A 22,350-nucleotide genomic window follows, 5' to 3' on the forward strand; every position below is an offset into this window, starting at 1 on the left:
GATCGGTGGCCGGGCCGGAACGTCTTGCGGAGGATGCGCGGATCGAACGCGCGCGGGGTCTCACCCCCGACGACGGCTTAGCAAGCCGCTGCCTTTCCACTCGGCCAATCCTCCGGGTGGGCGGCCCGCGCGTGACGCGCGCTCGAAGCGGCCGCCCCGGACAGCTCCCCGTGCGGAGCGGGTTCGACGGAGGTAGTGACTACTCCGGAACCCGCCGCGGGCTGTCCTGTCGGGAGCTCGACGAACTGCTCCTGATGAACATCGTCGCGCTCCTCTCCCAGAACGTGGCGCCTGCTCTGTGCGGCGGCGCGGACAGAACTACTGTGCCCCCGCGCCGACTTGGGCGCCACTGATTAATCGCCGCTCGCGGCGGCCCTCACCTGCGACGCCACCGGCGGCGGCGCGCCCTGCTGAAGAACCACCCCGCGGGCGGCTCGTCCGAGCGCCAGGGCTGCGGGTCGGGGCCTCCCTCGCGCCAGCGGGCGGCGAGCATACGGGCCCGGGCCGACGGCTCGGTCGTCTCCGCCGACCGTACGAAGTCCTCGTCCAGGACGAGGTCGTCCCACGGCTCCCCGGCCGGGTCTCCGAGCCCGTCCCCGGACGCGCCCCCGGCCTCTTCGCGACCGTCACCCCGTGGTTCCTCGGCTGCCATCCCCGTCCTCCTGGCCGTGCGTCCCCGTTCGCCCAGTGTGCCCGGGCCGGAGTGAAGTCACTGTCAAGAAAGGGAAGGGGCTCCTCGCGCGGGTGCCGGGCGATCGGCGGCCCGCGCGAAGAGCCCCGGCTCACTCCTCGCCGGCCAGCGTCAGCGACCGCAGCCGCTGCCCCGCGTACCAGGTGGCGAGGACGGTGACCACGACCAGCAGGGTCGTCGCCGTCGGGAGGCCCACGTCCGAGGTGACCAGGTCACCGCCGGTCACCTTGTGGGCCACCGCGAGCGCCCACTGCTGGACGCTGAGGGTGCGCGCGCCGGAGACCAGGGACCCGAACAGGGCCTCCCAGACGAGCGCGTACACGAGTCCGAAGACCACGGCGTGCCGGGTGACGGTCCCCAGGAGCAGGAACATCGCCGCGTAGGCGATCGAGGCGACCAGCGCGGCCACGGTGTAGGCGACGGCGATCTGCTGGCCGTTGCCGTTGAGGATCATGCCCGCGATGAAGGTCGGGACCGCCGAGAACGCCATGGTGACGGCGATCGCGACGATCAGCTTGGTGAAGATGATCGTCGGCCGCTTCAGGGGCTTGGCCAGCAGATACACCACCGAGCCGTCGTCGATCTCGGGTCCGATCGCTCCCGTGCCGGCGATGACGCCGATGATCGGCACCATGGTGGCGAGCGCGAACCCGCCGAGCAGGTCCGAGGCCACCTGGTCGTCGGTCCCCGAGAAGCCGCGGACGGCCGCGGAGATCACGATGAGCAGGACGGGCAGGGCGCCGAGAATGAGGGCCCGTCGGCGGCCGAGCAGGCCCCGATAGGTGAGCCGGGCGACTGTGGGGTCGTACATCTTCGGCCTCCTACGCCGCGACAAGATACGAGAAGACGGATTCCAGGGACTCGTCGGACGGCGACACCGTCAGCAGCCGGATGCCGTGCTCACGCGCGACCTTCGGCAGCAGGACGGTGAACCGGCCGAAGTCGACGGCCTGGATGCGCAACGCGCCCTCGGCCAGATCGACTTCGATGCCGGACGTCGACGGGTCGGCGATCAACGCGGCGGCCAGCGCCCGGTCGTCGCTGGAGCGGACCAGATAGCGGTGCGGCCGGTCGGTCATCAGCCGGCGGATGCGCCGGAAGTCACCGCTCGCCGCGTGCCGTCCGGCGACGATCACCTCGATGTGGGCGGCCAGCTGCTCCACCTCTTCGAGGATGTGGGACGAGAACAGCACGGTGCGGCCCTCGTCGCCCATGCGGCGCAGCAGGTCCATGAGCTGCATGCGCTGGCGCGGGTCCATGCCGTTGAACGGCTCGTCGAGCAGCAGCAGCGACGGGTCGTGGACCAGCGCGGACGCCATCTTCACGCGCTGCCGCATGCCCTTGGAGTACGTGGAGATCTTGCGGTCCTGCGCGTACTCCATCTCGACGGTGGCCAGGGCCCGCCCGGCGGCCTTCGCGCCGAGGCCGTGCAACTCGGCGTTGGCGACGACGAATTCGCGTCCGGTGAGGAAGTCGTACATCGCCTCGCGCTCGGGGACGATGCCGATGTGCCGGTAGATGTCCTCGTTGCGCCAGGTCGGCCGGCCGTCGAGGGTGACCGTGCCCGTCGAGGGGGCGAGGAAGCCGCCCATCATGTTGATGAGGGTGGACTTCCCGGCGCCGTTCGGGCCGAGCAGGCCGGTGACGCCGGGGCCGATCGTCATCGTGATGTCGTTGACCGCCACCACGTTGCCGAACCAGCGTGAGACGTGGTCGATGTGGAGCGTTGTCACAGCCCGACCTTTCGGTAGCGGCGCACCAGGAGTCCGTAGCAGCCGGCGATGAGACCCAGGACGACGACGAGGTAGACGACGCCCTGTCCGGACGAGGGGCCCACCTCTCCGGGGAAGGCGGAGGAGGCACCGAGGAACGCCGTCTGCACTCCGTCGATGAGGGTGATCGGCGAGAAGAGCCCGAGCCACGGGACGGCTGAGCCGCTGGACTGCTCGTAGGCGATGGCCTGGACGGTGGAGACCGCTCCGTAGGAGATGGTCAGGGCCGCGATGACGGCCGCGATGCCGAAGCCGCGGCGCGGGGTGACCGCCGAGATGACCAGGCCGATGCCGGCGAACAGGAGCGAGAGCAGCGTCACGGAGACGAGCCCCTGCCCGAAGCCCTTGCTCTGGTCGGAGAAGTCGAGCTTGGCCAGCAGCGCGCCCACGTACAGCACGACCAGCGGGGCGGCGGTGAGGATGAAGAGCGCCGAGGCCAGCGCCGCGTACTTGGCGCGTACGTAGTCGCCGGTCTCTATGGGGCGCGAGAAGTACAGCGGCACGGTCTTGAACCGCAGGTCGCGGGAGACCGCCTGGGGGCCCTGCGAGGCGACGTACAGGCCGATGACCGCCTGCATGATCACCGCGTAGCGCGTGTAGTCGACGGGCAGGTCCTTCGCCTTGGTGGCGACCGCGACGGCCACCATGATCAGCGCGGGGACGCACATCACCACGAAGAGCAGCATCGGCAGGACCTTGGACTTGACCGAACGGCCGAGTCCGTAGGAGCCGCGCAGGGACTGCGAGTAGAGGGAGCGGCGCGCGTAGGCGCGGCCGAGCCGCGGGCCGTCGTAGTTGCGGTAGCCGATGTTGTGGATCCGGCTCTGCTCGCCCGCCGGGGCGAGGGGCTGCTCAACCGCCATGGCCGACCGCCTCCTTCCGCTGCTCGTCCTCGGCTCGCGGGTCGCCGCTCGCCGCTCGCTCTTCCCTGGCCCGCTGCTCGTCGCTGTCTTTGAAGACCTCGGCGATGTGGTGCCTGCGCTGCTCCATGCGGACCAGGCCGAGGCCGAGGTCGGCGACCACGTCACGGACGAGGTCGTAGGTGTCCTCGCTCTCGGTGGTCAGCAGCAGGATGTGTCCGGCGCCCGGCAGCCCGCTGCCGTCGTGGGTCTCGATCCCGCGCTTGTGGAGCGCCTCGCGCACGGCGGCCGTGCCGTCCGGGTGCTCGTCGGTGTCGGTGACCTCGATGGCGAGGGTGGTGGTGGTCTGGGTGAAGTCCGTGGTGGAGCTGGAGCGCAGCAGCTTGCCGCCGTCGACGACCACGACGTGGTCGCAGGTGCGCTCCAGTTCGCCCAGGAGGTGCGAGGTGACCAGGACCGAGATGCCGAAGTCCGTGTGGATGCGGCGGATGAGTCCGAGCATGTCGTCGCGGCCGACCGGGTCCAGGCCGTTGGTCGGTTCGTCCAGGAAGACCAGCTGGGGGTCGTGGACGAGGGCCTGCGCGAGCTTGACGCGCTGCTTCATGCCGGTCGAGTAGCCGCCGATGGGGCGGTACCGCTCCTCGTACAGACCGACGTGGCGCAGGGTGTCCGCGGTGCGCTCGCGGGCCGCGGCCGGCGGCAGCCCGGACATCCGCGCCATGTGGACGACGAACTCGGTGGCCGACACGTCGGGCGGCAGGCAGTCGTGCTCGGGCATGTAGCCGACCCGCTCGCGAATGGCGCCGCCTTCGGTGGCGACGTCGAGGCCGAGCACGGTGGCGCGGCCCTCGGTGGCGGGGGACAGACCCAGCAGGATCTTGATCAGGGTGGACTTGCCGGCTCCATTGGCTCCGACGAGTCCGGTCACACCGGGCCCGACGTCCACGGAGAGCCGGTCAAGCGCGGTCACCCGGGGGAACCGCTTGCTCAGGCTTTCGGTCGCGATCACAGTCACGTTTCGAAGGTAGTGGCGCGGGACACAGAGGTCGTCAACCCACGGAGTGGGATGCGCGTCAGCCTCCAGTCGTACGTGCCCGTAGGGGTCCCCCTCAGGTACCCCGAGCCGGAACCGTCCCGCTCCGACCGGTTGTCCACAGGCTCCCACGGGCCCATTGACGCGACCTCCGACAACTGTCACATTCACCAGTGTCACGTTTCGGGCACGTACCGCGGTCGATGGGGACAGGGTGGGCGGTGGCATGACGACGGCAGTGACAGGCGAACTCTCCGTGGAACCAAGCGGGTTCGGACAGGTGGGGCGCCTCGCGCGCGCGGGAGCAGTCGCAGCCCGGCCGGGGCCCGGTGTCACCGAGCGCGAGGCGGCGCACGCGCGGCGCCGGGAGGAGGACAGGTGAGTCTCGAGGGCGCGCGCGAGCGGCGGGTGCGGACGGGCGGGATCGAGCTGTGCGTCGCCGAACTGGGCGACGGGAGACAGCCGACCGTGGTGCTCGTCCACGGCTATCCGGACTCCAAGGAGGTGTGGTCCGAGGTCGCCGTACGCCTCGCCGACCGCTTCCATGTCGTGCTGTACGACGTCCGGGGACACGGTCGTTCGACCGCGCCGCGGCCACTGCGCGGCGGGTTCACCCTGGAGAAGCTCACCGACGACTTCCTCGCGGTCGTCGACGCGGTCAGTCCCGGTGAGCCGGTGCATCTGGTGGGCCACGACTGGGGTTCGGTGCAGGCGTGGGAGTTCGTCACGGTCGCACGCACCAAGGGCCGGATCGCTTCCTTCACGTCGATGTCCGGGCCGTCCCTCGACCACTTCGGCCACTGGATCAAGCGGCGGGCGACCCGGCCCACCCCGCGCAGGGTGGGCCAACTGCTCGGCCAGGGCGCGAAGTCCTGGTACGTGTACCTGCTGCACACGCCGGTGCTGCCCGAGCTGGCCTGGCGCGGGCCGCTGGGCAGGCGGTGGCCGAAGATCCTCCAGCGGCTGGAGAAGGTTCCCGCGGGCGACTACCCGACCGGGTCGCTGCCCTCCGACGCGGCGCACGGCGCATGGCTCTACCGCGACAACGTACGGCCCCGGCTCCGCCGCCCCCGCGAGGACGCGTACGCGCACGCGCCCGTCCAGCTCGTCACCCCCCTCGGGGACGCCTTCCTCTCCGAGAGCCTCTACGACGACCTGGAGAGGTGGGCTCCCCGGCTGGTGCGGCGCACCCTCCCGGCCAAGCACTGGATTCCGCGCACCCGCCCCGACCAACTGGCCGCTTGGGTATCCGAGTTCGTGACCGCCAACGAACGGCGCGAGGCCGGGACGCCCGCACCCGAACCGGCGGCCACCGGCAGGTACGCCCACCGCTTCGGCGGTCAGCTGGTGCTGGTGACCGGCGCCGGCAGCGGCATCGGGCGGGCGACGGCACTCGCCTTCGCCGAGTCGGGCGCCCGGGTGGTGGCCGTCGACCGGGACGCGGAGACGGCGGTCCACACCGCGCGGATGTGCCGGTTGATCGGTTCGCCCGCGGCCTGGGCCGAGACGGTCGACGTCTCCGACGAGCAGGCCATGGAGAAGCTCGCCGAGAAGGTCGCCACCGAGTACGGCGTGGTGGACGTGCTGGTGAACAACGCCGGGATCGGACTGGCCGGTTCCTTTCTCGACACGACCCCGCAGGACTGGAAGCAGGTCCTCGACGTCAATCTCTGGGGCGTGATCCACGGCTGCCGGCTGTTCGGCGGGCAGATGGCCGAACGCGGCCAGGGCGGCCACATCGTCAACATCGCGTCGGCGGCCGCGTACCAGCCGTCGAAGGCGTTGCCCGCGTACAGCACCTCCAAGGCGGCCGTCCTGATGCTCAGCGAGTGTCTGCGCGCGGAGCTGGCCGGGCGGGGCATCGGTGTCTCGGCGATCTGTCCCGGCTTCGTCAACACCGGCATCCCCTCGGCCACGCGCTTCGCCGGCGTCGCCGAGGCCGAGGAGCAGCGCCGCCGCAAGAGGGCGGCGCGCCTGTACAAGCTGCGCGACTACCCGCCGGAGAAGGTCGCCGACGCGATCCTGCGCGCGGTCGTCCGCGACGAGGCGTTCGTGCCGGTCACCCCGGAGGCACGCGGCGCCCACCTCATGCGCCGCTTCGCCCCCAGGGCGCTGCGTGCCCTCGCCCGAATGGAGCCGAAGCCGTGACCGAACGACCCAGCGACGCGACGGACGGACCGGCCGACGGCCCCGTGAGCGGTGACCAGCACGCGATCGTGCCGAGACGGGTGTCCTTCGACTGGGAGAACACCCCGCTGCACTGGATCCCGGACGAGCCCGTCGCCACCCATGTCATCAACGTGCTGCACCTGCTGCTGCCGACCGGGGAGCGGTGGTTCGTGAAGGTCCTCAAGGAGGCGCTGCCGCTGGTCCGCGACCCCGGACTCCGCAAGGACGTCAAGGGGTTCATGGGGCAGGAGGCCACGCACAGCGTGCAGCACGCGTACGTCCTCGACCACCTCGCCGCCCAGCGGCTCGACACCACCGCGTTCACCCGGTACGTCGACTTCCTCTTCGAGCGGCTCCTCGGCGACGAACCGCCCCTGGGCATGCCGGTCCCGGCGCGCGAGTGGCTGCGTTTCCGGCTGTCCATGGTCGCGGCGATCGAGCAGTTCACGGCGGTGCTGGGCGACTGGGTACTGACGGCGGACGGCCTGGATCTCGCCGACGCCGACGAGGTCATGCTCGACCTGCTGCGCTGGCACGGTGCGGAGGAGGTCGAGCACCGCTCGGTCGCCTTCGACCTGTACCAGCACTGCGGCGGCGAGGGCGTGCCCCGGTACGCCCGGCGGATCGCGGGCATGGCCGTCACCGCGCCGATGATGCTCTACATGTGGGTGTGGGGGGCGGCCTATCTGATCCGCCACGACCCGCAGCTCGCCGGCCGGCTGCGCTACTCGCTCGCCGGCCACGACAAGGCGGTCCGCAAGGGGCTGTTGCCCACCTGGAAGGAGCTCGGCGCCGCGATTCCGCGCTATCTGCGCCGGTCGTACCATCCGTCGAAGGAGGGCTCGCTGCTCAGGGCCCTCGAGTACCTGGCGCAGTCGCCCGCGGCGCGGTCGGCGGTGGGGGCGATCGGGCGGGCGGCGGCCTCGTAGGCCGGAAGGGCGGGAGCGGAAGAGATGAGCGAGGAGCCGGGCGGGATCGCGTACCGCATCGAGGACCTGGCACACCACAGCGGAGCCACGGTCCGGACGATCCGCGCCTACCAGGACCGCGGGCTGCTTCCCCGTCCCGAGCGGCGCGGACGCGCGAACGTGTACGCGGACGCCCATCTGGCACGGCTGCGGCAGATCGCCGATCTCCTCGACCGCGGCTACACGCTGGCCTCGATCAAGGAGCTCCTGGAGGCCTGGGACGCGGGCCGGGGCCTCGGCGGAATACTCGGTCTGGTCGCGGAGGTCGACGGGCCCTGGACCGACGAGGAGCCCGCCCGGATCTCCCGGGCCGAGCTGGACGAGCGCTTCGGCCCTCGCCCCGACGACGCCGCAGTGGCCGAGGCCGTGGAGCTCGGCGTGCTCGAACCGGTTCCGGGCGAGGAGGAGTCCTTCCTCGTCCCGAGCCCCCAAGAGCTGGCCGCGGCGGTCGAGTTGTACGCGGCGGGCGTCCCGTTGTCCGCGATCTCCGCTCATCTGCGGGAGTTGAGGGGGCAGGTCGAGCACATCGCCTCCCGCTTCCTGGAGTTCACCACGGAGCATGTCTTCGCGCGCTATCTCGGAGAGCGTCCGCCGAGTGACGCCGAGGCGGCCGAGGCGGCCGCACTCGTCCGACGCCTGCGGCCGCTCGCGCAGCAGACCGTGGACGCCGAACTGGCCCGCGCCATACGGATCTTCGCCACACGCCACCTGAGCCGACACCTCTCGGCGGGAGCGCCCCTGCCGGAGCGGGAAGGCGTGCGCACGGTGGAGATGCCGGGCGGGACAATGCGCGCGGTGGAACACCTCGTTGGCGCCGAGCACGCCGCCGCGTTCGTCGCGGCCGCCGCCGAACGAGAGCTGCAGACACGCACGTTGGACCGCCTCACGGCAAATGCCGCCAATCCCGAAACTGTTGACGAACTACCCTAAAGCGCATGCGCGTTGTCCACAGATTCGTCAATTCACCTGTGGATAAACGAACTTGGCTGTGGATCAAACCTCCGAATCAAAATCAAATGCGTGACACACCTCTCGCCAGGCAGGCTGGGTGGATGAACGATCAGACGAAGGAACAAGCGCCGGAACAGGCGGAGGAACAGGCGGGCGATCGGAACGAGGACCGATCCGATGAGCGAACCGATGACCGGAAGATCGGACAGCCGGACGGACCGACCTCCGGACGGACGGATGAACCGATGGATGACAGACGCACCGTGAAGGTGTCGAAGTACCTCTCGAAGCACCTGCGGCACCAGCCCGAGCGCATCGGCCTCACGCTCGGCGAGGGCGGCTGGGTCGAGATCGACACCCTGATCGCAGCGGCGACGGCGCACGGCTTCCGGTTCACCCGCGAAGAGCTCGACCACGTGGTGGCCAACAACGACAAGCGCCGATTCGCCGTCGAGGGGACCCGGATCCGGGCCAGCCAGGGCCACTCCGTCGAGATCGACCTCGGCCTGTCCCCGGCGACCCCGCCTGCGTACCTCTACCACGGCACCGTGGCCCGCAACCTGGAAGCGATCCGGGCCGAGGGCCTCAAGCCCATGAACCGGCACGACGTGCACCTCTCACCGGACCGGGAGACCGCCGTCCGCGTCGGCGCCCGCCGCGGCCGCCCGGTCGTGCTGTCCGTGGACGCCGCCGCCATGCACCGCGACGGCCACGAGTTCCGGGTCAGTGCCAACGGCGTCTGGCTGGCGGCGTCCGTGCCTCCGCGGTACGTGCGGTTTCCCGGGGCTCACTGATCCCGGGTGCGGCGGACGGGAACGGCCCGGCGGTGGCCACGACCACGCCCCGGCTCCGCTTACGCTCGATGCATGAGTCTGCGCCTGAGCACCGTGATCCTGCCGTACGTCCGCTGGCACGAGGGCGGGCGTTCCGCGTGGCAGCGCGCTGAGCGGCTCGGCTTCCACACCGCGTTCACCTACGACCATCTGTCGTGGCGGACCTTCCGCGACGGCCCGTGGTTCGGAGCCGTGCCGACCCTCACCGCGGCGGCCGCCGTCACCGACCGGCTGCGCCTCGGCACGCTCGTGACCTCGCCGAACTTCCGGCACCCGGTGACCCTCGCCAAAGAGCTGATCTCCCTGGACGACATCTCGAACGGCCGGGTCACGCTGGGCATCGGGGCGGGCGGGACCGGTTTCGACGCCACCGCGCTCGGCCAGGACCCCTGGACCCCACGGGAGCGCGCCGACCGCTTCGGCGAGTTCGTGCCGCTGCTCGACCGGCTCCTCACCGAGGACTCCGTCTCGTACGGCGGCAACTTCTACTCCGCGCACGAGGCACGCAACATCCCGGGCTGCGTCCAGCGTCCCCGGCTGCCGTTCGCGGTGGCCGCCACCGGTCCCCGCGGCCTGCGGCTCGCCGCCCGGCACGGACAGGCGTGGGTGACGACCGGCGACCCGAAGCTGTTCGAGACGGGCACCCCCGAGCAGTCGGTTCAAGCCATTCGCGGACAGGTCGCCAAGCTCGCCGACGCCTGCGCCGAGATCGGCAGGGACGTCGCGGAGCTCGACAAGGTACTGCTGACCGGCTTCACCCCCGACCGGGGGCGCCCCCTGGAGTCCCTCGACGCGTTCGTCGACTTCGCGGGCCGGCACAAGGAGCTGGGCTTCACCGACATCGTGATCCACTGGCCGATCCCCGACTCGGACTTCGCGGCCGACGAGAAGGTCTTCGAGCGGATCGCGACGGAGGCGGTCGCCCAGCTGGCCTGAGACCCGGCGCCGGGCCGTGGCCGGACAGGGCGTGCCGCACCGCCGAGGACGGTAACCACTCAACTGTGCGGACCGCCGCACGGCCGTGCGCGCATATGCGGGAGAATGGGCACGTGACCTCAGCGACTCGCCGGCCCGAGACTCCGGCCTCCACCGTCCCGCCCCGGCTGATCGCCACGGACCTCGACGGCACCTTGTTGCGTGACGACAAATCGGTGTCCGACCGCACGATCGCCGTCCTCGCCGCCGCCGAACAGGCCGGCATCGAGGTCTTCTTCGTCACCGGCCGCCCCGCCCGCTGGATGGACGTCGTCAGCGACCACGTCCACGGGCACGGCCTGGCGATCTGCGGCAACGGCGCCGCCGTGGTCGACCTCCACGGCGGCCCCGGCGCCCACCGCTTCGTCAAGATCCGCGAACTGGCGCCCGACATCGCCCTCGATGTCATCCAGATCCTGCGCTCCGCCGCGCCCGGCACCGTCTGCGCCGTCGAGCGGACGTTCGGCCTCCACCTCGAACCGGGCTACCCCCTGATGCACATGGAGCCCCCGGAGATCGTCCTGCCGGCCGAGAAGCTCCTCGCCGAGGACGCGCTGGACGCCGACCAGCCGGTGCTGAAGGTGCTCGCGTTCCACCCGGACATGGACCCGGACGACTTCCTCGCCGTCGCCCGGCCGGCCATCGGCGACCGGGCCAACGTGACCCGGTCGAGCCCCAGCGCCCTGCTCGAGATCAGCGGCCCCGGGGTCTCCAAGGCCAGCACCCTCGCGCTGTGCTGCTCCGAGCGCGGCATCTCCCCCGAGGAGGTCGTCGCTTTCGGTGACATGCCGAACGACGTCGAGATGCTCAGCTGGGCCGGCCGGTCCTACGCGATGGGCAACGCCCACCCCGCCGTGATCGCCGCGGCCTCCGGGCGCACGGTCGCGAACAACGAGGACGGGGTGGCCGTCGTCATCGAGCGGATCCTGGCGGACCGGACGTAGGACCGCCGCAGGACCTGTCGCGACAGGTCCTGCGGCCCGGTGGTCCGACCGCCGGGCCTGCGCGGACCTGCCGCGCGGGCACGGCGGCGGTCGCTTCGCGGCACCGCCGCGGGTGGCCGGCAGGCCTCCCCGGGTCCATCATCGGCATCGCGCCAAGACAAGGGCTTCCCCGGGGCCGGACGACGGTCCCGGGGCGACCGCCCCGCAGGACCGGCCCGCGGATCCGACGGACCTACACGTCCACGCCGTGCTCCGCGAGCCACGGCACCGGGTCGATCGACGATCCCAGCTCCGGCGTCACCCGCACCTCGAAGTGCAGATGCGGGCCGGTCGAGTTGCCGGACGTGCCCGACTGCCCGATCCACTGCCCGGCCGGAACCCGCTGCCCCTGGTCGACCGCGACCGCCGCGAGGTGCGCGTACTGCGTGTAGTAGCCGCCGGGGTGCTCGATCACGATCTCGATGCCGAAGGCACCGCCGCAGGACACCTTCACCACCCGGCCCGCGCCGACCGCCCGCACCGGCGTGCCGATGGGCACCGCGAAGTCCTGCCCCGTGTGCCGGTGCGCCCAGCGCTCGCCCCCGCTGCCGAAGCCCGCGGAGAGTTCGTACGTCTCCACGGGCGCGACCCAGGCGCGCGCGGAGTCCAGCGGCGGCTGGTCGAGGCGGACGGCACCCCGGCAGGCGCCCGCCGCCACCGAGACGTCCGCCTGGCCCTGGAGCACCGACCGCGCCTCGTCGAGCTTCGCATCGATGGTCCGCTTCATCTCGGCGAGTTCACCGTTCCGCTTCTCCAGCGTCCGCCACGCGGCCTGCGCCTCCGCGTCGACCGCCGCGAGCCGGCCCTCGGCGCGCCGGCTCTTGGCGACGGCGTTGGCGACGGCCACCTCGGCTCTCCACACGGCGTGCTGACCACGCATCAGGTCGCCAGGGTCCTTCGCGAACAGGATCTGGGCCGTGTACGGCAGCCCGCCGCCCTGCCGGTACTGGGCCCGCGCGATACGGCCCAGGTCCCGGCGCAGCACCTCGGTCTCCCGCCGCTCCCGCGCCAGGAGCCGCTCGGACCGCTCGGCCCGGTCACGCTGCGCCTCGGCATCCAGCCGTCCGTCCTCGAACTGCCGCGTCGCCACGGAGGCGTCCTCGTACAGCCGCGCCACCTGAGCGCTGACGCCGGGATCCGCGCCGTCCCCCTCGGCCACCGCCGGCCGGGGCGCGAGGACCGCGAGCGCGCACAACAGCGCCGGTACGAACAGGGAACGGCGACGAGAGGGGCGCATGCAAGCGATCGTGGCCCGCGCCTTCGGACTCGGCCCGTTCAAGGCGTACACCTGGGGGACGGGACGTCACGAATGGCTCAGTGAGGGGGCCGGACAGCCGCGTACCGGTGGCCTGCCCGCGGCGCGGGTGCCGCCGCGGGTGCCGAACGTGCACCGAACGCGGAACACCGCTCGGGACGCCCGCCGGGCCTACGCGAGAAGCGGCCGAACGGGCTCTCCACACAGGGGGATCGGGGCTTCCCGCTCCGGGGCTCTCAGTACGGCGCCTGCCACACCACTTCCGTACCGCCGCCGTTCTCGCCGATCCCCGGCCCGTACCAGCCGGCCCCGCCCAGTGACTCGGCGCGTCGCTCCAGGTTCTTCAGGCCGCTGCGCCTGCCGCCGTCGGGGATGCCCACCCCGTCGTCCGCGACGGAGAGCCGCACCCCGGGCCGGCCGTCCGGCAGCCGGACGCCGGCGTCGACGGAGACCTCGATACGGGAGGCCCCAGCGTGCCGGAAGGCGTTGGACAGTGCTTCTCGCAGCGCCGCTATGAGGTTCTTGCCGGTGAGATCGCCGACCAGCGTGTCCACGGGCCCGGTGAAGTGGTGTCCCGGTGTGAAACCGAGAGGTACGGCGGCCATGTTGACCTCGCGCAGGACGCGGGCCCGCAGCCCGGACGGCACTTCGGCGGGCGCCTGCTGGAGCGCGAAGATCGCGGTACGGATCTCCTGGATGGTGACGTCGAGTTCGTCCACCACCCTGCCGATGCCCCGGCGCACCTCGGGCACGTTCGACCGGCGCTGCGCGCCCTCCAGCATCGTCCCGGTGGCGAACAGCCGCTGGATGACCAGGTCGTGCAGGTCTCGGGCGATCTCGTCGCGGTCCTCGTAGACCACGAGCCGTTCCCGGTCCCGCTGGGTCTCGGCCGTCATCAGCGCCAGCGCGGCCTGCGAGGCGAACCGCGCGGCGAGGTCCCGCTCACTCGCCGTGAACGGGCGTCCTCCGCGAGGCCGCGGGGTGACGAGGGCGCCGATGACCCGCCCGTCGCTCTGGAGGGGAAGCATCATGACGGGCCCGTAGTCCCTGGCCCTGTCCGTGAGCATGCGCGGGTCGAGCGCCGCGTCCTCCACGAACACGGGCCTTCCCGCGCGGAGTTCGGCGACCAGCTCGCTCTCCGGCGGGAAGACCATGCCGAGGGTCTTCGGGGGCTGTTCCGAGGCGACCGCGACGATCTCCAGGCCGCCCTCCTCGGCGGGCAGCAGCACGATCCCCGCGGCGGAACCGGAGAGCCGGCGCGCCTGCTCGGCGACGACCTGCAACGCCTCCTCGGCGTCGCCGCCCGAGAGGAGCGCGGTGGTGACGGCCACCGAGCCGTCGATCCAGCGCTCACGCTGCTTCGCCGCCTCGTACAGCCGGGCGTTGCCTATCGCGATGCCGGCCTCCGTGGCCAGCACCCGGACCATGCCGAGGTCGTCGTCGCCGAAGGCACCGCCGCCGCGCTTCTCCGTGAGGTACAGGTTCCCGAAGATCTCCCCCTGCACCCGGATCGGCACTCCGAGGAAGCTGCGCATCGGCGGATGCCCCGGCGGGAACCCGCAGGAGCGCGGGTCCTCGGCCAGGTCGGCGAGCCGCACCGGCTCCGGACCGTGGGCGAGCGCCCCCAGCAGCCCTTTACGGCCGTCGGGCAATCGCCCGATCCGTCGGGCGGTCCGCTCGTCCACGCCGTGATGGACGAAGTCCGCGAGGCCTTCCCCCTTCTCGGCCACGACCCCGATGGCCGCGTAGCGCGCGTCCGTGAGCTCGGCGGCGGTCTCGCAGATCCGGTCCAGCGTGGAATGCAGCTCCAGCCCCGAACCGACCGACCGCACCGCCTCCAGCAGCCGCGTCACCCGTTCGGTCAGCTCGGCGGACAGCCCGCCCGGGCCACGGCCCTCCCGGGCCGCCGCACTCCTGCTCGCGTCCGCGCCGGGGGAGTCCAAAGCTGCTGACATGCCTTGAGCCTAATAAGTCGGCTTTGTACGGGAAAGTCGAGATCAGGAGTGGCCGGAGGTCGCGCCCCGCCCATCACCACGCCCCGTACCTCACCGCACCGCACCGCGCTCAGCGTCGCACGCACGCCCCACCCCGCACCGTGCTCAGCCCTGCACCGCGCCCACCAGCAGGTCTCCCGCGGTCTCGCGTTCCACCATCTCCCGCAGCGGACCCTCCACCACCGACAGCTCCGCGAACGCCCCGCGCTGGACCACCCGTCCCTCCGCGAGCACGATCACCTCGTCCACCGTCTCCAGGCCGGCCAGCCGGTGAGTGATCAGAACGGTCGTACGCCCCTCGGTCGCGGCCAGGAGATCCGCGGTGAGCACGTCGGCCGTCGGCAGGTCGAGGTGTTCCGCCGGCTCGTCGAGAACGAGTACGGGAAAGTCGGCGAGCAGCGCGCGGGCCAGCGCGAGCCGCTGCCGCTGGCCCCCGGACAGCCGTGCTCCGTGCTCGCCGATCAAAGTGTCGAACCCGGCGGGCAGCCCGTCCACCCAGTCGAGGAGCCGGGCCCGCCCGAGCGCGTCGCGCAGTTCGGCCTCGGTCGCGCCCCGGCGGGCGAGCAGCAGGTTCTCGCGCACGGTGCTGTCGAAGAGGTGCGCGTCCTGGGCACACAGCCCGACCAGTCGTCGCACGGCGTCCCCGTCCATCGCGCACGCGTCCACGCCTCCCAGCGTGTACGAACCCGCTTCCGCGTCCAGGAACCGCAGCAGCACCTGTGCGAGCGTCGTCTTGCCCGCGCCGGACGTACCCACCACGGCGATCCTGCGGCCCTCCTCGAGGGTCAGGTCGACGCCGGCCAGCGCGTCCCGGTCCTGTCCCGCGTGACGAGCCCGGAGCCCCTCCACCCGGAGCGGGAACGGCGACGCGGGCGCCGGCCGTGACGGTTCGGGTTCCCGTACGGGATCGGCGGCGTCCAGCACCTCGTACACGCGCTCCCCGCTCCTGCGCACCCGCTGGCGGTACCGGACGGCGAGCGGGAGTCCCATGACCGCCTCGAACGCGGCGAGCGGGGTGAGGACGACAACCGCCATCGCCACACCGTCCAGACGCCCGGCGAGGACCGCCTGGGCGCCCACGAGAGCGGTGACCGCCACGGTGAGCCCGGACACGAGTGCCGTGAGCCCGTCACCGAGGGCGGTCGCGGTCGCGGCCCGCGAGGCGATGCGGGTGAGGACGGTGTCGGCTCGCCGCGTCCGCGCGATACGGGCGGGCAGCGCACCCGCGACAGCCAACTCCGCGGTCCCCGTGAGCAGATCGGCCGTCTGGGTGGCCAGCAGACCGCGTGCGGGCGCCAGCCGTCGCTCCGCCCGGCGCGCCACGGCACCGGTCAGCGCCGGAACACCGACACCGGCCGCGAGCAGACCGGCGGCGAGAACGGCACCGGCCTCGGGCAGCAGCCAGGCGGTGAATCCGACGGAGGCGGCGGACACCAGGGCGCCCGCCCCGGCCGGCAGCAGCCATCGGAGCCAGTAGTCCTGCAACGCGTCCACGTCGGCGACGAGCCGCGACAGCAGGTCGCCGCGCCGGGTGGCCCGCAGTCCGGCGGGTGCGAGCCGCTCCAGTCGCCGGTACACGGCCACCCTCGTGTCGGCCAGCATCCGCAGCACCGCGTCGTGCGACACGAGCCGCTCCGCGTACCGGAACACCGCGCGCCCGATGCCGAACGTCCTGGTGGCCGTCACGGCGACCATCAGATAGAACACCGGCGGCTGCTCGGAGGCCCGCGAGATGAGCCATCCCGAGGTGGCCATCAGGCCGACCGCGCTGCCGAGCGCGAGGCTGCCGAGGAGCAGGGCGAGCGCGAGCGGCCTGCGCCGGGGGACCGCCATGGCACGGATACGGGCGAGTACGTCGGTCCGGTTCCGGGGCGCCGGGACACGTCCTTCGCCGTCGGCCGGGGCCGCGCCTTCCGGCTCGACTTCCCTGGCCGGCGCCGAACGGACGGCTTCCGGGAGCCCGGGATGACCGACGAGGCCCGCGGGCTCCGGCCGCGGCTCGGCCGACACGGCCGTGTCCAGGCGCACCACCCGGTCCGCCACCTCCAGCAGGGCCGGCCGGTGCACGACCAGCAGGACGGTCCGGCCCACCGCGAGCCGGCGCACCGCCGCCACGACCTCGGCCTCGGTCGCCCCGTCGAGCGAGGCCGTCGGCTCGTCGAGAAGCAGCACCGGGCGGTCCGCGAGGAACGCCCGGGCGAGGGCCAGGCGTTGACGCTGGCCGGCCGACAGCCCGGCGCCGTCCTCGCCGAGGACCGTGTCGGCCCCCTCCGGCAGCGCGTCGACGAATCCGGCCGCGCCCGCGTCGGCCAGGGCCCGGCGCAGCGCCGCGTCGTCGGCGTCCGGGCGGGCCAGTCGAACGTTCTCGGCGATCGTTCCGGCGTACAGGTGCGGTCGCTGCGGCACCCAGGCGATCCGTGAACGCCACTGCGCGAGTTCCGCTTCGGCGAGATCGACGCCCCCGGCCAGGACCCGGCCGGAGGTGGGCTCGACGAACCCGAGCAGGACGTTCAGCAGCGTCGACTTGCCCGTGCCGCTGGGTCCGACCAGGGCGACCGTCTCGCCGGGGCCGACCGTGAGGGAGACGTCCCGGACCGCGTCCGTGGAACGCCCCGGGTAGCGCACGGTCACTCCCTCGAAGGCGATCTCCCCCTCGGGCACCTGCCGCGAACCGGACCTCGGGGCCGGGGTCTCCAGCACCGAGAAGATCTCCTCGGCGGCCGCGAGGCCTTCGGCGGCGGCGTGGTACTGGGCTCCCACCTGTCGCAGCGGCAGATAGGCCTCGGGGGCCAGCACGAGGATGACGAGACCGACGTACAGGTCCATCTCACCGTGGACGAGCCGCATTCCGATGGTCACCGCGACCAGGGCGACCGAGATGGTGGCGAGCAGTTCCAGGGCGAAGGACGAGAGGAACGCGATCCGCAGCGTCCGCATGGTCGCCTGCCGGTACTGCCCGGTGATCTTCCGGATCGACTCCGCCTGGGCCTTGGCCCGGCCGAACACCTTGAGGGTCGGCAGTCCCGCCACCACGTCCAGGAAATGCCCGGACAGACGGGACAGCATCCGCCACTGGCGGTCCATATGGGTGCGGGTGGCCCAGCCGATCAGGATCATGAACAGGGGGATCAGGGGGAGCGTTCCGACGATGATCGCCGCCGACACCCAGTCCTCGGTGACGATCCGCGCCAGCACCGCCGTCGGAACCACCACGGCGAGCCCCAGCTGTGGCAGGTAGCGCGAGAAGTAGTCGTCGAGCGCGTCGACTCCCCGCGTCGCGAGGGTGACCAGCGAGCCGGTCCGCTGGCCGCCGAGCCACCCGGGCCCGAGAGACGCGGCCCGCTCCAGCAGTCGCCCCCTCAGCTCCGACTTGACCGCCGCACTCGCCCGGTGCGCGGCGAGTTCGGTGAGCCAGGCCACCGTCGCCCGCCCGATCGCCACGACGGCCAGCAGCACCAGAGGCGTACGGAGTTCGGCGACGGAGAGCCCGTGCTGGAAGGCGCCGACCACCACTTCGGCGATGAGCATCGCCTGGGCGATGATGAGCGCCGCTCCGGCGACGCCGAGCCCCACGACCGCCCCGAGGAAGAAGCGAGTGGCTCGGGCGTACCGGAGCAGACGCGGATCGATTGGTTTCACGTGAAACACACCCCTGGCTCATCAGGCACGTTCCACGTGAAACATGCCGCTATCTCGGACTCAGTGCGACACGTCCACGGCGATGTGGTGCGTACCGATGCGCTTGCTGAACACCCAATAGGTCCAGCTCTGGTAAAGCAGGACGATCGGCGTGGCGACCACCGCGCACCAGGTCATGATCTTCAGGGTGTACTGACTCGACGAGGCGTTGGAGACCGTGAGGCTCCAGTCCTCGTTGAGCGAGGACGGCATGACGTCCGGGAAGAGAGCCAGGAAGAGCATCGCGACGGCAGCCACGATGGTGATCCCCGAGAGGATGAAGGCCCAGCCCTCGCGCCCGCCGTTGACGGCCACCAGTGCCATGACGAGAGCCGCCACGGCCACCACCAGGGCGACCAGCGACGCGCCGTCACCGTTCTCGACCTGGGTCCAGAACAGGAAGATCAGCGCCAGCACGGCCGTCGCCAGGCCGATCCACAGCGCCTGCTTGCGTGCCCTCTCACGGATGTCGCCGACCGTCTTGAGCCCGACGAACACCGCCCCGTGGAACGTGAACAGCGTCAGCGTGACCAGACCGCCGAGCAGCGCGTACGGGTTGAGCAGGTCCCAGAAGTCGCCCACGTACTCGAAGTCCCGGTCGATCTTCACCCCGCGCACGATGTTGCCGAAGGCCACACCCCACAGGAAGGCCGGGATCAGGGAGGTCCAGAAGATCGCCGTCTCCCAGTTGCGCTGCCAGTTCTCCTCGGGCCGCTTCGCCCGGTACTCGAAGGCGACACCGCGCACGATCAGGCAGACGAGGATGATCAGGAGTGGCAGGTAGAAGCCCGAGAAGAGCGTGGCGTACCACTCGGGGAAGGCCGCGAACGTGGCACCGCCCGCCGTGAGCAGCCACACCTCGTTGCCGTCCCACACGGGGCCGATCGTGTTGATCAGCACCCGCTTCTCGGTGCGGTCGCGGGCCAGCAGCTTGGTCAGGATGCCGACTCCGAAATCGAAGCCCTCCAGAAAGAAGTAGCCGATCCAGAGGACCGCGATGAGGACGAACCAGACGTCGTGAAGTTCCATGACTCAGCAGCTCCCTGAGCCTAGTAGGAGAAGGCCATCGGCTTGTCGGCGTCGCCGGGGTCGCCGCCGATCTTGGTGGGCGGATTGAGGTCGGACTCGGTGAGTTCCGGGGGTCCGGCCTTGACGTACTTCGCGAGCAGTTTGACCTCGACGACGGCGAGGATCGCGTAGAGCGTCGAGTAGACGGTCATCGACGTGATGACCTCGCCCTGCGAGACGGTGGGCGAGACCGCGAACCGGGTCTGCAGAACGCCGTACACGACCCATGGCTGACGGCCCATCTCGGTGAAGATCCAGCCCCAGGAGTTGGCGATCAGCGGGAAGGCCAGGGTCCAGATGGCGATGCGCCAGCCCCACTTGGTGAGCTTCGGGCCGAGAGCCTTGTTCTTGAAGAGGACCAGATGCGGGGGCTCGTCCTCACCGACCCTCAGATGCTGCGGCAGGAAGAACTTCTTGCGGGTCAGCCAGAGCCCGACGATGCCGATCAGGAAGGACGCCATCCCGAAGCCGATCATCCAGCGGAACGCCCAGAAGGTGACCGGGATGATGGGGCGGTAGTCGCCGGGACCGTACTTCTCCTGCTCGGCCTTGTTGGTGTCGTTGATGCCGGGAACGTACGAGTTGAAGTCGTCGTCGGCGAGGAAGGACAGTATCCCGGGGATGGACAGCTCCACGGTGTTGTGGCCCTTGCTGACGTCCCCGTACGCGAAGATCGAGAACGGCGCGGCCTCCTGACCGTCCCACAGTGCCTCGGCGGCGGCCATCTTCATCGGCTGCTGCTTGAACATGATCTTGCCGAGGGTGTCGCCGCTGATCGCCGTGAGCAGGCCGGCGATGACGACCGTGACCAGGCCGAGCCGCAGCGAGGTCTTCATGACGGCCACGTGCCGCTTGCGGACCAGATGAATCCCGGCGATGCCCACCATGAAGGCGCCGCCCGTCAGGAAGGCCGCCGTGAGGGTGTGGAACGCCTGGGCGAGCGCGGTGTTCTGCGTCAGGACGTGCCAGAAGTCGGTGAGTTCGGCGCGCCCCCTCGCCTTGTTGATCCGGTAGCCGACGGGGTGCTGCATCCACGAGTTGGCCGCGAGGATGAAGTACGCCGACAGGATCGTGCCGATGGAGACCATCCAGATGCAGGCCAGGTGGATCTTCTTGGGCAGCCTGTCCCAGCCGAAGATCCACAGCCCGATGAAGGTGGACTCGAAGAAGAAGGCGATCAGAGCCTCGAAGGCGAGCGGGGCGCCGAAGATGTCACCGACGAAGCGGGAGTAGGCGGACCAGTTCATACCGAACTGGAACTCCTGCACGATTCCGGTGACGACGCCCATCGCGATGTTGATCAGGAAGAGCTTGCCCCAGAACTTGGTGGCTTTGAGGTACTTCTGTTTCTCCGTTCGCACCCAGGCCGTCTGCAGGCCGGCGACGAGCGCGGCGAGCGAGATGGTCAGAGGGACGAAGAAGAAGTGGTAGACGGTGATAATGCCGAACTGCCATCGCGCCAATGTCTCCGGCGCCAAAGCCAATTCCACGTCGTCAGTCTCCTTACATCGCCGTGGTAACAGTGGCAGTTTGCCCGCTTGGTCACAGACATCACGGGAGCAATAGGACACGCTTGTGAACGCGTTCACATTCACAAGCAATTATGACGCATGCCCGTTCGAGGCGTGAGGGGTGGGGGGTCCGATCCAGCCACACCGCCCCCGACCTCGAACCGGTCGACCCCGCGGCGTCCGCCGCACACGCTGAAGGGCCCCCTGCACGTGGGACGTGCAGGGGGCCCTTCCCGGCTCGGCGGACGCGGTCCCGAAGAACCGGGCCCGGCGTTCGGCGGGACGGCTACAGCTCCTCGCGGAACACCTCGGTCGCCTTCAGGAAGATGTCGTTCGCCTCGGTCTCACCGATGGTGACGCGAACGCCCTCGTCGGCGAACGGACGCACGACGACACCGGCCTGCTCGCAGTGCGCGGCGAAGTCGAGGGTGCGCTCCCCCAGCCGCAGCCACACGAAGTTGGCCTGCGTCTCGGGCACCGTCCAGCCCTGACCGCGCAGCGTGTCGACCACCCGGGTGCGCTCGGAGACCAGCGAGCCGACACGGCCGAGCAGTGCGTCCTCGGCGCGCAGGCTCGCCACGGCGGCGTCCTGGGCCAGCTGGCTCACGCCGAACGGCACCGCCGTCTTGCGCAGCGCCGCCGCCACCGGCTCGTGAGCGATCGCGAAACCGACCCGCAGGCCGGCGAGTCCGTACGCCTTGGAGAAGGTGCGCAGCACACAGACGTTGGGCCGGTCGCGGTAGATCGACACACCGTCCGGCACCTCGACGTCACGGATGAACTCGCGGTACGCCTCGTCCAGGACGACCAGCACATCGCTCGGCACGCGGTCCAGGAACCGTTCCAGCTCCGCACGGCGCACCACGGTGCCGGTGGGGTTGTTCGGGTTACAGACGAAAATCAGCCGGGTCCGGTCGGTGATGGCGTCGGCCATCGCGTCCAGGTCGTGCACCTCGCCCTGGGTCAGCGGCACCCGCACCGAGGTCGCCCCGCTGATCTGCGTGATGATCGGGTAGGCCTCGAAGGACCGCCAGGCGTAGATGACCTCGTCGCCGGGGCCGCTCGTGGCCTGCAGCAACGACTGCGCCACGCCGACCGAGCCGGTGCCGGTCGCCAGGTGGGACACCGGGACGCCGAACCGGTCCGCCAGCTCGTTCATCAACCCGGTGCACGCCATGTCCGGGTATCGGTTGAACGAACCGGTCGCCGCGGTCACGCTCTCGATGACCCCGGGCAGCGGCGGATACGGGTTCTCATTGGAGGACAGCTTGTACGCCACCGCACCGGCCGCGGCGGGCTTGCCGGGCTTGTAGGTGGGAATACCCGCCAGCTCCGCACGCAGCTTGGGGTTGGTCTCGCTCACCGCAGTCCTCCTCGTGACCACCAGCGGCTCATGACCACCACCGGCTACCAATACTCCTCACCTTATGAGGATTCGGCGCCGCTGCGAATGGCCTGTGGACAACGGACCGCAACCTCGTGTCCGGCCAGGTGATCATTTCCGCACCCTGGTCCCGGCCCCCGGTGTCGCGTGACCCGTGGTCGCCCTCGTACGAAGTCGTACGAAATGGGGGGCGCGGCGACCGCCACCACATGCGCCGGTGGCTCA

At 71.0% G+C, this 22,350-nt stretch carries 17 protein-coding genes and 1 tRNA gene; 6 read left to right on the forward strand and 12 right to left on the reverse strand.

All coding sequences use genetic code 11. From position 1 onward, the window contains the following. Positions 1-27: 27 nt before the first annotated feature. The 6 genes from ACFYW7_RS11615 to ACFYW7_RS11640 all read right to left on the reverse strand — a co-directional run bounded on the left by ACFYW7_RS11615 (position 28) and on the right by ACFYW7_RS11640 (position 4,332). A tRNA-Ser gene (locus tag ACFYW7_RS11615) sits at positions 28-114 on the reverse strand. Positions 115-376: 262 nt separating this feature from the next. Further along, on the reverse strand, positions 377-652 hold the full coding sequence (locus ACFYW7_RS11620) for a hypothetical protein (protein WP_389500676.1): 276 nt from the start codon (positions 650-652) through the stop codon (positions 377-379). A 130-nt stretch (positions 653-782) separates the two neighbouring features. Then, positions 783-1,502 carry an ABC transporter permease gene (locus ACFYW7_RS11625; RefSeq protein WP_389500678.1) on the reverse strand — a complete coding sequence of 240 codons (720 nt, stop codon included), beginning with the start codon at positions 1,500-1,502 and terminating at the stop codon, positions 783-785. Positions 1,503-1,512: 10 nt separating this feature from the next. Beyond that, the gene (locus tag ACFYW7_RS11630) at positions 1,513-2,424 is read right to left on the reverse strand and encodes an ABC transporter ATP-binding protein (RefSeq protein ID WP_389500680.1); all 912 of its coding nucleotides are present in this window, start codon (positions 2,422-2,424) and stop codon (positions 1,513-1,515) included. Further along, positions 2,421-3,326, reverse strand: coding sequence for an ABC transporter permease subunit (locus tag ACFYW7_RS11635; protein WP_389500683.1), 906 nt, complete (start codon positions 3,324-3,326; stop codon positions 2,421-2,423). Before ACFYW7_RS11635 ends, ACFYW7_RS11630 begins: the two co-directional genes overlap by 4 nt. Further along, positions 3,316-4,332, reverse strand: coding sequence for an ABC transporter ATP-binding protein (locus tag ACFYW7_RS11640; RefSeq protein WP_389501621.1), 1,017 nt, complete (start codon positions 4,330-4,332; stop codon positions 3,316-3,318). The genes ACFYW7_RS11635 and ACFYW7_RS11640 overlap by 11 nt, the downstream gene beginning before the upstream one ends. 402 nt (positions 4,333-4,734) lie before the next feature. On the opposite strand from ACFYW7_RS11640, the gene ACFYW7_RS11645 reads away from it, so the two are divergent. The 6 genes from ACFYW7_RS11645 to ACFYW7_RS11670 all read left to right on the forward strand — a co-directional run bounded on the left by ACFYW7_RS11645 (position 4,735) and on the right by ACFYW7_RS11670 (position 11,196). Further along, positions 4,735-6,504, forward strand: coding sequence for an SDR family oxidoreductase (locus ACFYW7_RS11645; RefSeq protein ID WP_389500685.1), 1,770 nt, complete (start codon positions 4,735-4,737; stop codon positions 6,502-6,504). A 44-nt stretch (positions 6,505-6,548) separates the two neighbouring features. Next, positions 6,549-7,454, forward strand: coding sequence for a metal-dependent hydrolase (locus ACFYW7_RS11650; protein ID WP_389501623.1), 906 nt, complete (start codon positions 6,549-6,551; stop codon positions 7,452-7,454). A gap of 24 nt (positions 7,455-7,478) precedes the next feature. Next, positions 7,479-8,423: a MerR family transcriptional regulator gene (locus tag ACFYW7_RS11655; RefSeq protein WP_389500687.1), complete on the forward strand. Its 945-nt coding sequence runs from the start codon at positions 7,479-7,481 to the stop codon at positions 8,421-8,423. Between the two features lie 266 nt (positions 8,424-8,689). After that, positions 8,690-9,238, forward strand: coding sequence for an RNA 2'-phosphotransferase (locus ACFYW7_RS11660; protein ID WP_389500689.1), 549 nt, complete (start codon positions 8,690-8,692; stop codon positions 9,236-9,238). A gap of 72 nt (positions 9,239-9,310) precedes the next feature. Then, complete coding sequence (locus tag ACFYW7_RS11665) at positions 9,311-10,213, forward strand: LLM class flavin-dependent oxidoreductase (RefSeq protein WP_389500691.1); 903 nt, start codon at positions 9,311-9,313, stop codon at positions 10,211-10,213. A 95-nt stretch (positions 10,214-10,308) separates the two neighbouring features. Beyond that, a complete protein-coding gene (locus ACFYW7_RS11670) occupies positions 10,309-11,196 on the forward strand; it encodes a Cof-type HAD-IIB family hydrolase (RefSeq protein WP_389500693.1) in 888 nt (295 codons plus the stop codon). A gap of 232 nt (positions 11,197-11,428) precedes the next feature. On the opposite strand, the gene ACFYW7_RS11675 is transcribed toward ACFYW7_RS11670, so the two are convergent. From ACFYW7_RS11675 to hisC, 6 genes are all read right to left on the reverse strand, one after another. Next, entirely contained in the window at positions 11,429-12,472 is a 1,044-nt protein-coding gene (locus tag ACFYW7_RS11675; protein ID WP_389500695.1) for a M23 family metallopeptidase, read from the reverse strand. Between the two features lie 254 nt (positions 12,473-12,726). Then, positions 12,727-14,445 (reverse strand): GAF domain-containing protein, encoded by a 1,719-nt coding sequence (locus ACFYW7_RS11680; protein ID WP_389500697.1) that lies wholly within the window; start codon positions 14,443-14,445, stop codon positions 12,727-12,729. 144 nt (positions 14,446-14,589) lie between these two features. Beyond that, positions 14,590-18,123: a thiol reductant ABC exporter subunit CydD gene (gene cydD, locus ACFYW7_RS11685; RefSeq protein ID WP_389500699.1), complete on the reverse strand. Its 3,534-nt coding sequence runs from the start codon at positions 18,121-18,123 to the stop codon at positions 14,590-14,592. 60 nt (positions 18,124-18,183) lie between these two features. Continuing rightward, positions 18,184-19,191, reverse strand: a complete 1,008-nt coding sequence (gene cydB, locus ACFYW7_RS11690; RefSeq protein WP_389500701.1) for a cytochrome d ubiquinol oxidase subunit II — start codon at positions 19,189-19,191, stop codon at positions 18,184-18,186. Between the two features lie 20 nt (positions 19,192-19,211). After that, on the reverse strand, positions 19,212-20,720 hold the full coding sequence (locus ACFYW7_RS11695; RefSeq protein ID WP_389500703.1) for a cytochrome ubiquinol oxidase subunit I: 1,509 nt from the start codon (positions 20,718-20,720) through the stop codon (positions 19,212-19,214). Positions 20,721-21,027: 307 nt separating this feature from the next. Further along, positions 21,028-22,104 carry a histidinol-phosphate transaminase gene (hisC, locus tag ACFYW7_RS11700; RefSeq protein ID WP_389500705.1) on the reverse strand — a complete coding sequence of 359 codons (1,077 nt, stop codon included), beginning with the start codon at positions 22,102-22,104 and terminating at the stop codon, positions 21,028-21,030. Between the last annotated feature and the right edge of the window lie 246 nt (positions 22,105-22,350).

The sequence above is a fragment of the Streptomyces sp. NPDC002580 genome, assembly GCF_042889485.1.
GTDB lineage: Bacteria > Actinomycetota > Actinomycetes > Streptomycetales > Streptomycetaceae > Streptomyces.